Origin of the sequence: Nocardia sp. NBC_00511 (assembly GCF_045161165.1) — a bacterium.
Taxonomy (GTDB): Bacteria; Actinomycetota; Actinomycetes; order Mycobacteriales; family Mycobacteriaceae; genus Nocardia.
Genome location: NZ_CP107849.1, coordinates 5,677,529 through 5,690,079 on the forward strand (window position 1 = coordinate 5,677,529; position 12,551 = coordinate 5,690,079).

At 64.6% G+C, this 12,551-nt stretch carries 17 protein-coding genes; 6 read left to right on the forward strand and 11 right to left on the reverse strand.

Features of this window, described 5'->3' with window-relative positions; all coding sequences use genetic code 11:
* The first annotated feature begins 22 nt into the window (after window positions 1-22).
* Complete coding sequence (locus OG300_RS26640; RefSeq protein WP_405485772.1) at window positions 23-229, forward strand: helix-turn-helix domain-containing protein; 207 nt, start codon at window positions 23-25, stop codon at window positions 227-229.
* 28 nt (window positions 230-257) lie between these two features.
* On the opposite strand, the gene OG300_RS26645 is transcribed toward OG300_RS26640, so the two are convergent.
* The 3 genes from OG300_RS26645 to OG300_RS26655 are packed head-to-tail and all read right to left on the reverse strand — an operon-like array spanning window position 258 to window position 2,295.
* Window positions 258-749: a hypothetical protein gene (locus OG300_RS26645; RefSeq protein ID WP_405485773.1), complete on the reverse strand. Its 492-nt coding sequence runs from the start codon at window positions 747-749 to the stop codon at window positions 258-260.
* Between the two features lie 23 nt (window positions 750-772).
* Window positions 773-2,005: a DUF6973 domain-containing protein gene (locus tag OG300_RS26650; RefSeq protein ID WP_405485774.1), complete on the reverse strand. Its 1,233-nt coding sequence runs from the start codon at window positions 2,003-2,005 to the stop codon at window positions 773-775.
* Window positions 2,002-2,295 (reverse strand): hypothetical protein, encoded by a 294-nt coding sequence (locus OG300_RS26655; protein ID WP_405485775.1) that lies wholly within the window; start codon window positions 2,293-2,295, stop codon window positions 2,002-2,004. Before OG300_RS26655 ends, OG300_RS26650 begins: the two co-directional genes overlap by 4 nt.
* Window positions 2,296-2,444: 149 nt before the next feature.
* Between OG300_RS26655 and OG300_RS26660 the strand changes: the two genes are divergently transcribed.
* Window positions 2,445-2,792 carry a YbaB/EbfC family nucleoid-associated protein gene (locus tag OG300_RS26660; protein WP_405485776.1) on the forward strand — a complete coding sequence of 116 codons (348 nt, stop codon included), beginning with the start codon at window positions 2,445-2,447 and terminating at the stop codon, window positions 2,790-2,792.
* 52 nt (window positions 2,793-2,844) lie between these two features.
* Here OG300_RS26660 and OG300_RS26665 read toward each other — a convergent pair whose 3' ends face one another.
* Window positions 2,845-4,338, reverse strand: a complete 1,494-nt coding sequence (locus OG300_RS26665) for a serine/threonine-protein kinase (protein ID WP_405485777.1) — start codon at window positions 4,336-4,338, stop codon at window positions 2,845-2,847.
* Window positions 4,339-4,823: 485 nt separating this feature from the next.
* A complete protein-coding gene (locus tag OG300_RS26670) occupies window positions 4,824-6,020 on the reverse strand; it encodes a fatty acid desaturase family protein (protein WP_405485778.1) in 1,197 nt (398 codons plus the stop codon).
* Between the two features lie 160 nt (window positions 6,021-6,180).
* On the opposite strand from OG300_RS26670, the gene OG300_RS26675 reads away from it, so the two are divergent.
* Both OG300_RS26675 and OG300_RS26680 read left to right on the forward strand, forming a co-directional pair.
* Window positions 6,181-6,921, forward strand: coding sequence for a TetR/AcrR family transcriptional regulator (locus tag OG300_RS26675; protein ID WP_405485779.1), 741 nt, complete (start codon window positions 6,181-6,183; stop codon window positions 6,919-6,921).
* Window positions 6,918-7,370, forward strand: coding sequence for a DUF5994 family protein (locus OG300_RS26680; protein WP_405485780.1), 453 nt, complete (start codon window positions 6,918-6,920; stop codon window positions 7,368-7,370). Before OG300_RS26675 ends, OG300_RS26680 begins: the two co-directional genes overlap by 4 nt.
* Here the strand turns inward: OG300_RS26680 and OG300_RS26685 are convergent.
* From OG300_RS26685 to OG300_RS26700, 4 genes are all read right to left on the reverse strand, one after another.
* Window positions 7,339-8,073, reverse strand: coding sequence for a TetR/AcrR family transcriptional regulator C-terminal domain-containing protein (locus tag OG300_RS26685; protein ID WP_405485781.1), 735 nt, complete (start codon window positions 8,071-8,073; stop codon window positions 7,339-7,341). The two genes, OG300_RS26680 and OG300_RS26685, sit on opposite strands and share 32 nt — an antisense overlap.
* 85 nt (window positions 8,074-8,158) lie before the next feature.
* Window positions 8,159-8,566, reverse strand: a complete 408-nt coding sequence (locus OG300_RS26690) for a DUF5994 family protein (protein ID WP_405485782.1) — start codon at window positions 8,564-8,566, stop codon at window positions 8,159-8,161.
* On the reverse strand, window positions 8,563-9,378 hold the full coding sequence (locus tag OG300_RS26695; protein WP_405485783.1) for an SPFH domain-containing protein: 816 nt from the start codon (window positions 9,376-9,378) through the stop codon (window positions 8,563-8,565). Before OG300_RS26695 ends, OG300_RS26690 begins: the two co-directional genes overlap by 4 nt.
* Before the next feature lie 104 nt (window positions 9,379-9,482).
* Complete coding sequence (locus OG300_RS26700) at window positions 9,483-9,623, reverse strand: DUF6307 family protein (RefSeq protein ID WP_405485784.1); 141 nt, start codon at window positions 9,621-9,623, stop codon at window positions 9,483-9,485.
* A 152-nt stretch (window positions 9,624-9,775) separates the two neighbouring features.
* Here OG300_RS26700 and OG300_RS26705 point away from each other — a divergent pair, with 152 nt between their 5' ends.
* The gene (locus tag OG300_RS26705) at window positions 9,776-10,015 is read left to right on the forward strand and encodes a hypothetical protein (protein WP_405485785.1); all 240 of its coding nucleotides are present in this window, start codon (window positions 9,776-9,778) and stop codon (window positions 10,013-10,015) included.
* 125 nt (window positions 10,016-10,140) lie between these two features.
* On the forward strand, window positions 10,141-11,280 hold the full coding sequence (locus OG300_RS26710; RefSeq protein WP_405485786.1) for a fatty acid desaturase family protein: 1,140 nt from the start codon (window positions 10,141-10,143) through the stop codon (window positions 11,278-11,280).
* Here OG300_RS26710 and OG300_RS26715 read toward each other — a convergent pair.
* Both OG300_RS26715 and OG300_RS26720 read right to left on the reverse strand, forming a co-directional pair.
* On the reverse strand, window positions 11,259-11,621 hold the full coding sequence (locus tag OG300_RS26715) for a nuclear transport factor 2 family protein (protein ID WP_405485787.1): 363 nt from the start codon (window positions 11,619-11,621) through the stop codon (window positions 11,259-11,261). The genes OG300_RS26710 and OG300_RS26715 overlap by 22 nt on opposite strands.
* Window positions 11,622-11,649: 28 nt before the next feature.
* Window positions 11,650-12,495, reverse strand: coding sequence for a class I SAM-dependent methyltransferase (locus OG300_RS26720; protein WP_405485788.1), 846 nt, complete (start codon window positions 12,493-12,495; stop codon window positions 11,650-11,652).
* Between the last annotated feature and the right edge of the window lie 56 nt (window positions 12,496-12,551).

The window sequence follows — 12,551 nt, forward strand, 5'->3', positions numbered from 1 at the left end:
TCGCCACTACGCCGAGATGCTCATGTCGTCATTCCGGGTCGCGGGCACCACCTGGCAAAACGAGCTCGAGACAGTCCGATACGAACATGCGGTGAATCTGCTGCGCAACACCGACCTGCCGATCAGCACGGTGGCCGCGCGACTCGGATACAGCGACGCCAGAACCCTGCGCCGCGCATTCATCCGCTGGAAGGGGCTGCCGCCGAGCCATTTCCGCGGCGAGCGCTGAGCGCCCGGCCTCCGCAGCGGAAACTTGATCAGTAGGTTCTGAGCCCACCGCTTTTCGCGATCAACGCGGTGTCGTGGGTCAGCCGCTCACCTGCCCGGAAATCCAGCACCCGGTGCCCGGTAAACCATCGCACGGACTGCACCACCTGCCGCTCGTTCAGGAAGACGTAATACCCGAAAGAGGCCGGATCCGAACCACTCCGAGGCGGCAGTCCCTTCCAACAGGTATCAGGCGAGGTCTCCGCCATCTTGTTCAACCAGTCGTCGTCCATCGCCGAAGACACATTGATCATCGTGTCCCACTGGTCGGACCAACCGGCCGCACGAGTGACCTCACCGAAACTGATGGGCTGCTCCATGTTCCCAGCGGTGGTGAACTCAGCCGTCAGCGCCTTGCTCGACCCGAGCGGCTCCGGCGCGGGGTCGAGACGAATTTCGGACCCACACGCCTTCCCAGCGGGCTTTGCCCGTTCGGCGCATCCGGCCAGCAGTGGAAGGATCACGATGCCGACCACGATCATGGCTGTTTTCACTCGCCTCGCACTCACTTTCCCTTGCCCGGGAGTGGGATATCCACTTGCGGGGGACTCTTCGTCTCCGTCCACGGAACGTTATTGCTGAAGCCGATCTGGGCCGGCGCGTCAGGGTTGGGGTCGGGACGGTAGATGACGACGGTCTCACCCTTGTCGACTGCCGCGATGACCGCCGTTTTCAGATCGTCCTTCGATGCGTTCATGTTCGCCAGACCGATCTGACGGCCAACATCATTGTTCTTGAGGTCCATCGCCTCTCGCTGCGGACCGTTTCCGCCGACGCCCTCATGGGCGGTGGCGTACTGTTTCGCCCAGTCAGCGCCGAACTCTTGGGTCATGCGCGCATTCCAGTAAGCATGCCGGGCCGCATCCCCGTGACCGTCCTGCGATGATTCAGCATTCGCCTCGGTGTACTTGTTGTTCGCTCCGAACTCTTCCGCTTCGTCCTTGATATCGTTGAACTTCTTGTAGTTCAGCGGATTACCGCCATGCAGCGGGTTGCAGAGCTCGTCCATCGCGGCCTTTTCCTCGACCGTCATCTCCACCGGCTGCATGTCCGGCTTGTACATCCTGATCAGGTTCAGCAGGGTCGAGTCGGGCCAGACCACGATCTCGGACTTGGTGGCATCCACCTGGTACTTCTGGAGTATGTCCGCCAGTGCGGCGTCGGCGGGTATACCGGCGAGCGCCAATTTGACGTCATCGGAGACATGTTCGAGTTGCGTTGCCAGGTCTCGCGCGCCGATCTTGTCGGTGGCTTGCACATCCCAGTACGCCTGCTTGAGACTCGCACCCAGCCGCAGGCAGTCGGCCGTCTTCCACGCGATGCACACCGGATTGCCCGCGTGCTTCATGGCGGTTTCCCAGTTCGAGTCATGCGACTTCACGTCACCGGTCTCGTCGTCGTAGAAGAGATTCCACTCCGAGTCTTTGACGTCGTCGACGACCGACTGCAAATTCTTGATATCCGATTGCAGTGCGGTAGCGGTGGCGTCGATCTGCCTGTGGATGGCATCGAGGACGTCACCGCTGGTGACCGCTTCGTTCTTCAACTTGGTCGACATCGTGCGGGCGGCACTACCGGCGGCATCGCCGAAGTAGGTGTCGGAACCTTGAATCGCCTTGTCCGCATTGAGGGATTCGGCCTCCAAGGTGATACCGGCGTTCATCGCGTCCGCGCCCGCGAAGCGCGCCGAGTCGAGCTTCCACCCGAGCACCGTGGAGATGGTGATCTTGTCGCTCACTTGATCCCTTTGAACGCGGCCACGTTCGCGTCCTCCATCGCATCGACCGTGGTCGCGGCGTTATCGGTCAGCGTCGCGAATTGCGTGAGCCTGCCCTGATGGAGGACCACCACTCGATCCATGGCCTGGAGTACGTCGTGGACATCTTTCGCGAAGGCGGAGAACGGCATCGCGCCGAGAGCAGCGTCACGATTGTGCTCGCCGATCGGCTTCAACTTGCCGATCGCATCGGAGTGAGTCCGCGCATCGGTCGCGAGCGCGCGCAGCTTGTCAGGGTCGAAGGCCACCATATCTACCGCCCCGCCAACAGCTTTCGCTTCATGAATCCCCCGTCATCGGCCCCAGCGCTTCCGAATGGTATAGCTTAGAATGTGCTGTGAACAAGCTGGGGGATCCGGGAGGGGTCGTCCCAGCGAGCCGGATGAGGGGGACGAGGTACGTGGACCAGCGGCGCGCGCGGGCCGACAAGATCGACGAAGCCATCGGCGTGGTTCGAGCCCAGGCTCGCGCCGCGGACCGGAGCATGGCGATCGAGGTGGACGCCTACGGCCAGATCACCCAGCTCCGGCTGGCTCCCCACGCCGCCGCCGAGAGCACCCAGCAACTCGAGCAAACCATCATCGAGCAGTACCGAGCAGCACGCGCCGACGCGGAAACGCAGGCGCACAAGGTATATGAACAGTTCCTTCGAAACGAGAAGATCGCCGCTCCCCCGGCAATCGCGCAATCCGAATGGGCAGATCCGGACGACATGCAACCGGTCAGGCTCTGGACCAACACGCGGTAGCGAGCCGGTTCTCCCCTTCCGCCACTGGCGTGCGCGACTCGGTATTCGGTAATCAGCTGCCGCAGTAATTGGTCGACGCCGGGGTGCAGAAGGGGAAGTCCTTCATTTTGCCCATGTTCACATGCAGGACGGATCCGGTGCCCGGTACCGACTCGAGGTCGATCAGCACTTGCTCGCCCACCTTGTCGTTCTCGATATCCGTACTGGCGATGACGGTTCCGGCGGCGCCTCCGTTCGATACCGACGTCAAGATGAAACGCACTGTCGCCGCGGGCGCACTGCCGTACGAACATGCGGTCGGGCACGCCGAGAGGTCGGCGTAGGTGAGGCTTCCGGATCCGCTCGGTTCGATCTCGAGGCCCGAGGCATGAGCGTGCCACGATCCCACGAACGGGGTCAGGCCGGGCACATCGACGGCTGTCGAAGTGGAAGTGGACGTGGACGTGGATGTCGCAGCGGACGAAACAGCTTGTGTGGTAGTCGAACTCAGGTCGCTTGGAGCATTCGCCGAGGTAGGCGGGGTGGACGTCGTGGTGGGCCGGTGATTCCACGGCGCCCAAGCGACAACGGCGATGATCACGGCCACCACTGCCATGGCCAGGATCCAGCTCACGATACGAGCTGTCGATCGTGTGTCCTGCTGGCGCGCTGGTGGAATGACGGCCACTGGTGAGGGCGGCCCCGGCGGCACGAACGACGCAGCCCCACCGGTCGCCGACATGGCGGCCACTGCCGCACCGGCGAGATCGGCGCAGCTCTGATACCGATCGCCGGGTTGTTTGGCCATCGCGGTCACGATCACCCGATCGAGCGCTTCGGGCAGCTGCGGCCGCACCGACCGCAGGCTCGGTGGCGGCTCGAACAGATGCGCGGCCATGACGGCAGCCTGATCCTTCCGGGGGAAGGGTGGCTGTCCGGTGAGCAGTTGGTAGAAAGTGCAACCGAGAGAGTAGATGTCGGCACGATGATCGGTGGGCCCGCCCGCGAACCGCTCCGGCGCGGCGTAGGCGAACGTCGCCGTCAGGCGGGAGGCGGTCGCGGTGCCGTCGAGCGTCCGGGCGATTCCGAAATCGGTGAGTATCGCGCGCTCACCGCGACGCGGGTCGTGCTCGATCAGCAGGTTCGCGGGTTTCACGTCCCGGTGCAGAACATTTCGACTGTGCGCGTAATCGAGCGCCTCCGCCGCATCGGTGATCAGTTGAATCGCCCGTTGAGGTTCGAGTCCGTGGGGACGAGCAGCCAGCAGGGAGGTGGCGTCACCACCGGCGATGTAGCGCATCGACAACCACAACGCTTGATCCGCCGGATCGTTACGGTCATACACCGCAACGATATTCGGATGCTCGAGGCGTGCGGCGAGCGTGGCCTCCCGCTCGAACGCCGCACGGGCCGCGCGATCCCCGGCGAAGACATCGTTGATGACCTTCAGGGCGACGCGCCGCTCGAGACGTGGATGGCTCGCGAGGTACACCGCGCCCATTCCGCCGGTCCCGAGTAGCCGCTCGATGACGTATCCGGCGAAGTACGTCCCTGCTCGCAACTCCACACCGTCCCCCGAACCTCTTCTCCGCCAGCAAAGCTCAGGTCATCGCGCTGAAGACCCGCGAATACGAGAACTCTACGTCTCGCGCCGACCACGCGAGAGCATCTCGGGACTACCGACTACTCGACCGTCGAAGCGTGAGCGGCAATGACCCCGGTCGCTCCTTCGACCAGGATCGCCAACTCTTCTTCCACGAGCTTGCTCATGACCTGAGCTCCGGTGCGGTGCAGCTCGAGATCATCCCATGTCCTGGAGTACGTCGTGGACATCTTTCGCGAAGGCGGAGAACGGCATCGCGCCGAGAGCAGCGTCACGATTGTGCTCGCCGATCCGCTTCAACTTGCCGATCGCATCGGAGTGAGTCCGCGCATCGGTGTAGAGCCCATCAGACTCTGGACCAGCACGCGGTAATCAACCGAGCCCCACAACTATTTTCATCAAGTCCGCCACCACACGAAACTCACTGCCGCACCGGCCCTTTCCGTCACTCATCGCCGTTTCCGCAGTGCGGTGCGCAGGCCGCGGCGGCCGGAGGGCGCATCCGGGTCGACCGGGGATCGGGGTCCGAACTTCTCTTCCGAGGCCGTCTCCGGCGCGTCGTCCGAGGTGGCGATCAGCATGCTGTCGGGGAGGGCGAGCTTGTTGATCGTGCGCAGGGTGAGCAGGTATTGCCGGGGCAGTGGGCCGGTGGTGTAGGGCAGGTCGTATTTGTCGCAGAGCGCGCGAACCCGCTCGGCGATCTCCGGGTAGCGGTTGCTGGGGAGGTCGGGGAACAGGTGGTGTTCGATCTGGTGTGACAGATGTCCGCTGAGGAAGGCCAGCACCGGGCCGGCGTCGAAGTTCGCGGAGCCCAGCATCTGGCGCAGATACCATTCCGGCTTGGTCTCGCCCTCGATCGCGGCTGCGGTGAATTTCTCCGCGCCGTCGGGGAAGTGACCGCAGAAGATCACCACGTAGGCCCACAGATTACGCAGCGCGTTGGCCGTCGCGTTGGCGGCGAGGGTGCGGCGCCAGCGCCGTCCGCTCAAGGCTGGGAACAGCAGGTAGTCCTTACCGGTCTGGCGGGCGATCTTACGAATCAATGCCCTGGTGTGCACGGCCTTCTCGGCAGCGGTCGCCGCGCGATCACGTTCGGAGTACAGACCGTGCAGCGCGATTCCCCACTCGAAAGTCGTTGCCAGGAACAGATTCTGCAGCGGCTGCGCCAGCAGCCGCGCCCGCCACGGCTGATCGCGCGTCACCCGCATCACGCCGAAGCCGATGTCGTCGTCGATACCGAGGACATTGGTGAATACGTGATGGCGGTAGTTGTGCGAGTACCGCCACTGCGACGACACGCCCGCCATATCCCATTCCCAAGTGCTGGAATGGATTTCCGGATCGTTCATCCAGTCCCATTGGCCGTGGCAGACGTTGTGCCCGATCTCCATGTTCTCGATGCTCTTCGCCGTCGCCAGGGCGGCCGTTCCGAGCGCCAAGCCGAGTTTTCCACGGCCGCAGGCGATGACGAGTCGCGCCGAGATGTCGAGCACCCGCTGAAAAGCGATCGTCCGGCGAATGTAGTCGGCGTCGCGCGCGCCGAGTCGCGATTCGATGTCGCGGCGAATCGCGTCGAGCTCATGCCCGAGCGCCTCGACATCCTCCGGACTCAAGTGCGCGTAGACCGCAACCCGCGTGATCGCCATTCCTCACGTCTCCCATTCCCGGACAACTGCCGCAGATAAGCCCGAAAAACCCGCGACAATGCCGGTCGTATACCCAGCGTAGACGCCAACTACATGCCATGTCTACGGCGTAGACTGACGGTGTAGATGCGACCCGTCCGCAGAGAGGGCGTCCCACCTGATGAACCGCACCCGAGCCGGACCGGCAGGCACCCCGGACCCCCAACACAATCGACCCCGCAACATCCCCCTGACTCGGGTCGCGATGTTGACCGCCGCGCTGGAGATCATCGACCGAGACAGCGTCGCCCGGCTCTCGATGCGTCGTCTCGGGCAGGCCCTCGACCGCGACCCGATGGTGCTCTATCGACTTGCCGAGAACAAGGCGGCGCTGCTGGACGGGGTCGCCGAACTCGTGTTGGCACAGCTGACCGTCGACCCCGCCGATGCCGACTGGCGCCACCAATTGCGCAGCATCGCACGCGATTTCCGCAAACTCGCCGTCGCCCATCCGAACACGGTGCCGTTGCTGGTCACCCGGCCCCTGGCCACCCCGCTGTCACGGCGACCCCTGGGCACCCTGCGCCCGCTGGAACACATCCTCGAACTGCTCACTCGAGCGGACTTCAGCAGTACCGACGCGCTGCAGATCTATCGCGCGCTGTTCGGATTCCTGCACGGCCACATCCTCAACGAGGTCCAGGAACTCGTCGAACATCCCGAGGAGATCGACGATCTACTGCGTCTGGGCCTGTATCGGCTCCCGATCGCCGAGTTCCCGCTGCTGCGCGGCCTGGCCTCGGACCTGGCCGGCTACGACGGCGCGATCGAGCTCGAACACGGCATGGACATCCTGCTGACCGGCCTCACCACCACCCTGTCCACCAGCCCGACCAGACCGAGAAAGAGGCGACGATCATGACACCACAGCACAATCCGACCACCGCGCACCGACAGACGACGCCGGGTCACCGGCTACGGCTCGAGCTCGACACCGCGGGAACCAGCGACGGCGACGGATTCTGGTGGCCGCACAGCCGAGATCTCACCACCGAACTGCCGGATCTGCTCACCTCGCTCACGCCCAGGCTGGGCCCCATCCAGCGAGTGATCTATCACCTCGACGAATGGGAACCCGCACCGCGAAAGCTGGAATTCGCCGGGCGGCGGGTGCGGCTGGACGGCTATCGAAACCTCCCGGCCCGACTGCTCGAGGTCCACGGTGTCGACATCGGCGCCCGGCTCGTGCTGCGCATCATCACGCCGGGCGAGGACGCCGAAACCGTTGCCGCACGGCAGCTCTGGGACTCCGAGGGCGGCGCGGCCGCACGGGCGGGGGTTATCGGCCGGGGTCGGTCAGTGTCGCGGTGAGACCGGTCAGCAGAATGTCGAGGCCGCGTTCCAGCTCGGCGGCGCCATCGTAGCCGGCCAGCACCGGCGCGAGTTCCCGCACGCGCGGAAACTCGTCGAGGGGTAGCCGGTAGAGCCCGAGCCGCAGCACCTCGTCGGTCTCCTCGGGGCGTTCCACCAGTTCCTGCTGCTCGTTGAGCACATGTCCGTAGAGGAATCCGAACAGCGCGCGGTAGACGTGCAGCGCGTCCGCACCGGAAAACCCGGCGCGGGTGAGCAATTCGAGAATATCCTCCAGCGGGCGCACCACGGCCGGGGCGCGCAGTCCCAGCGGCGTCGCCAGCGGCCGGGTCACCAGCAGCGACACCACGCGCGGATGAGCCCAGGCAAGGTGGCGGAAATCCCTTGCGATCGAACGTAATTGGCCGCGCCAGTCGGTGTCGGTGACATCGACGGACAGCTGCGCGAACACGATCTCCGCGACACCGTCGAGCACTGCGGCCTTGTTCGCCACATGCCGGTAGATGACCATCGGATCGCGCCCGACCACCTCGGCCAGCCGCCGCATCGACAATCCGTCGACACCGTCGCGATCGATCAGCTCGAGGGCCGCGTCCAGTACCACGGCCCGGGTGATCGGACCTTCGGCGCGCGCGACGGCACCGGGGTCGGACCGCCGGTTCGCGGATCGAGCGGGCTTGCGACCGGCAGGGCGTTCGACCATCCGGGAGATCCTCCATTCCCATCGGAACATCTGACGAACCGATCGTAGACATACGGCGTTGACATCATGCCGGGACGCGCGACGATCACAGGGACGCGCAGGCGGCATCGCGATCGTCGGCCGAGGTGACGACGCGCAAAACCACCATGCCACCGGCGACGCCGAAGACATACAGGGTGTTGCCCAGCTCGAAGCGGTAGGCGTCGATCTGCACCACGCGATCGCCGACGATCAACTCGGTGCGGGGACGCGACCAGCTGGCGTGGTCGTAGACCACTCGCCGGGCGGGACCCAGCCGAGGTGTCAGCAGCGCCAGCAGATCCGGCAATTCCGCGGCGAGGTCATCGGAACGTGGCCACCACACGCCGTCGAGATACGAGTCGTCCTCCTCGCGCGGCTTCAGCCACAGGCTGGGCCGGTCGACAGGCGAATCCCGATGCCGCACCGGCCGGTCGCGCCCCCGCCTGCGGCGGGCTCCGTCGAAAATGATCATGAGATGCTGCCTGCTTCCGGAGTAGGTGCGGCATACGGTGCCGCCGAGGCGTTTTCGCGCGCCAGGAAGGCGCTGATCTCACCGATCGCGCTCATCAGCGGCGCGGGGAACACCACGGTGGTGTTCTTGTCGACGCCCAGCTCGATCAGCGTCTGCAGATTGCGCAGCTGTAGCGCGATCGGATGCGCCATCATGATGTCCGCGGCGTCACCCAGTGCCGCGGCGGCCAGCGATTCCCCTTCGGCGGCAATGATTTTCGCGCGCTTCTCGCGTTCCGCCTCGGCCTGGCGGGCCATCGCCCGCTTCATGCTGTCGGGCAGCTGGATGTCCTTGAGTTCCACCAGGGTGACTTCGACACCCCATTCCAGGGTGGTCAGGTCGAGAATGCGGCGGATGTCGACATTGATGCTGTCGGTGTCGGCCAGCGCCTGATCGAGCGTGTGCTGACCGACCACCTTGCGCAACGTGGTCTGCGCGATCTGATCGATTGCCGCGTAGACGTTCTCGATCGCGACGACCGACTTCTCGGCGTCGACCACCCGGAAGTAGGCAACGGCCGAGATGTCGACGCTGACGTTGTCGCGGGTGATGATGCCCTGCGACTGGATCGGCATGGTGACTATGCGCAGCGATACTCGCCGCAGCCGATCGACGACCGGAATGATGAAGTTGAGCCCCGGCTCCCGGACCGCGATCACCCGCCCGAGCCGAAACAGCACACCCCGCTCGTACTGCGTCACCACCCGGATCGACAGTGCCAGCACGATCAGCACGACCACGAGTACGGCGATCGCCACCCCGAGCACGTTCATAGCTCCTCCTCACATTCGTGAGTCTCGCATCCCAGCGCAGGCCGTATCTACAACCTATATCTACAGTGTAGACGCATGGGCTTTTCCGACGCTGCCACTGCCGGTCAGCGCACCGTTTCCGGGATCGTGTCCAGCGCGTGCAGCACCCATACCGCCAGTTCGGTCGCGGCCACGTCGTCGAGCCCGGAGTGCTCTCGCACAACGTCCCGCACCCGGGTCACGCGCCGTTCATAGGGCGTATTCATGATCATTTCGCACTCCTGTCGTGGATGTAGTCCTTTAATGTAGTTCTACACCGTTGACATCGGTTGGAGCCAGGCGTGTACTTGGGGGACGACGATTCGAGCGCAAGCTCGGAGGATCGCCGCGCGATTCGGCATCCCAGTCAGGAGTCTCGATGATCATCTTCATCGCCTTCGCCGCCGGAGCACTCAGCGGTGCGATCGCCGTCGCGGCACTGCACCGCCTCGGCCCCGATACCGCGATCCGGCGTCTGCTCGGCCGACGCCCCGAGGACACCGCGGCCAGCCGCGATATCGACGAGAATGCCGGCGGCTCGCGGCATATCCGCACCTATCCGAGCTGGCGCGACCGGATCGAGCGACCGCGACCGCGACCGGGACCACACCGGGCCTGATTCTTGTCGAAAGCAGCTGAATCCCAACGGAATACGGCCGTAGAATAGGCAGCTGACCGTATTCAGCCGAGCATCAGCGTCGCGGCCGGCCCTGTCGATATCGATATCCGAAACAGGGGAACCGCATGTCCGCACCCACCGATTCCGCGTCCGGTCCGATAGCACTGAGTCCCCCGGAGATCGAAGAGATCGGCCGGCGGCTGGACGCGGTGCGCGCGCGTATCACCGCCGATCTGGGCCAGCGCGATCGCGACTACATCTACTCGATCATCAAGGCGCAGCGGGGTTTCGAGGTGGGCGGCCGCACCCTGATGTACCTGGGTTTCCTGCCGCCCTGCTGGCTGGCCGCGGTGACCGCGCTGAGCCTGTCCAAGATTCTCGACAACATGGAGATCGGCCACAACGTCATGCACGGCCAGTGGGACTGGATGCGCGAACCGGGGCTGAATTCCCGGGAATTCGAATGGGATTCGGTCTGCCCGGCCGACCAGTGGAAACACTCGCACAACTACCTGCACCACACGTACACCAATATTCGCGGGCGCGACCGCGACCTCGGCTACGGCTTCCTGCGCATCGAGGAAGAGCAGCAATGGAATCCGTACTACCTGGGCAACCCGGCGTACGCGTTCATGCTGATGCTGCTGGTCGAGTGGGGCCTGATGCTGCACGACCTGGAGTTCGAGAACATCCTGCGGGGTAGGCGCAGCTGGTCGGATCTTCGGCGACTGCTCACCGGACAGTGGCGCAAGGCCCGCAGCCAGGTGGTCAAGGACTATGTGGCGTTCCCGCTGTTGACCGGCCCGCTGTTCCTGCCCACGCTGACCGGCAACGCGACCGCCAATATCGTCCGCAATGTCTGGGCGTACACGATCATCTTCTGCGGCCACTTCCCCTCGGGGGTACAGACTTTCACCGAGGAACAGACCGCCGACGAGACCCGGGGCGGGTGGTATGTGCAGCAGATGCTCGGGTCCTCGAACATCACCGGCGGCAAGCTGTTCCACATCCTCTCCGGCAACCTCTCCCATCAGATCGAGCATCACCTGTTCCCCGATCTGCCCGCGAACCGATATCAGGAGATCGCACCTGAGGTACGTGCCCTGTGCGAGCAATACGGACTGCCCTACAACACCGGTTCGCTGAGCAAGCAGATCGGTTCGGTGTGGTGGAAGCTCTTCCGACTGGCCCTGCCACCCGTCCTGGCAGCGCGCACCCCGCAGTCCGCCGCCACACCAGCCGATTACTCGACCGTCGAAGCGTGAGCGGCGATTACCCGCCACCCGCGTGCGGCGTCGTGTGTCCACGTGCGGGTGTAGCGCATCCGGGCCGCGAACGGTGACCCGTGAACGGTTCCTTCGACAACACCGAGGAACCAAGTCACCCCGGTCGTTCCTTCGACCAGGATCGCCAACTCTTCTTCCACGAGCTTGCTCATGACCTGAGCTTTGGTGCGGTGCAGCTCGAGATCATCGGCCTTGGTGAAGGTGCCGGGGCCGAAGGTGAAGATCAGCCGATCATCGAGCAACTCGTCCAGCGCCTGGACGTCCCCGGCCAACTGCGCAGCCTGGAGTCGCAGTTCCGCTTCCCGCAAGTCCTTCTCCATTTTTCTGACCCTTTCGATTCGGTGTTTATCAGTGGCTCAAACGGACTACGGCGCTGTACGGCTGATCTCCCGGCGCGCGGGGATCCGGCTGCTGTGCCGCGAGGACTTCGGGTGCTATCGGCGGTGAAAGCCGGTCGAAGCGCCCGGCCCCGGTGACGATCGATTCGAGGTATGCCACGTCCCATCCGAGGTCTTCGAAGTGGGCGACTCCGTTGGCGGGCAGGAAGGTCCACGGCGCACGCCGCAGTAGGCCCTCGTTGCGGTCGGCCATCAGGCGCGCCACCCCGGCCGCGCTGAAATCGAGGCACCACCCGGCGATCTCGGGGCGCAGCAATGCCGAGGACAAAACCGCCACGTCGGCCTCGTCCAGGTACATCACTAAGCCTTCGGAAATCACAAGCGCCGCAGACACATCCGTCAGCACCGAGTCGAGATAGGTGGTGACAGTGACGGAATCGGTGACATCGATTGCGGTTCGCGTCAGGCGGCAGCGGGGCGCCTCATCGGCGAGCAGAGCGGTCTTCTCGGCGACCAAGCCGGGCAGATCGACTTCGATCCATGCGAGGTCCGCCGGCAAGTCCATCCGGTACGGCCGGGCATCAAGGCCGGCACCGAGATTCAGCACCAGATCACATCCGGCAGCGACCGCCTCGGCCACCTGATCGTCGATCAGTTTGGTGCGGGTCACCAGGAACCAGTCATCGGCCATCGCCTGCCCGGCGACCTCTGCGATGACTCGCCCCTGCTGCCCGGCCAGCCGATCGGCCAGCGGGTCGCGGAACAACGCGTCCGGTCGCGTGGACTCGATGGCCCGATGCGCGGCCACCCAGCGTGCGGTGTCGGAAACGTTGGATACCAACGGTTGTGACGACATTGGTTCGCCTTTCGCTCTGCCTTGCGCCAACAAGGCGACTCTACATCTGTAGAGCA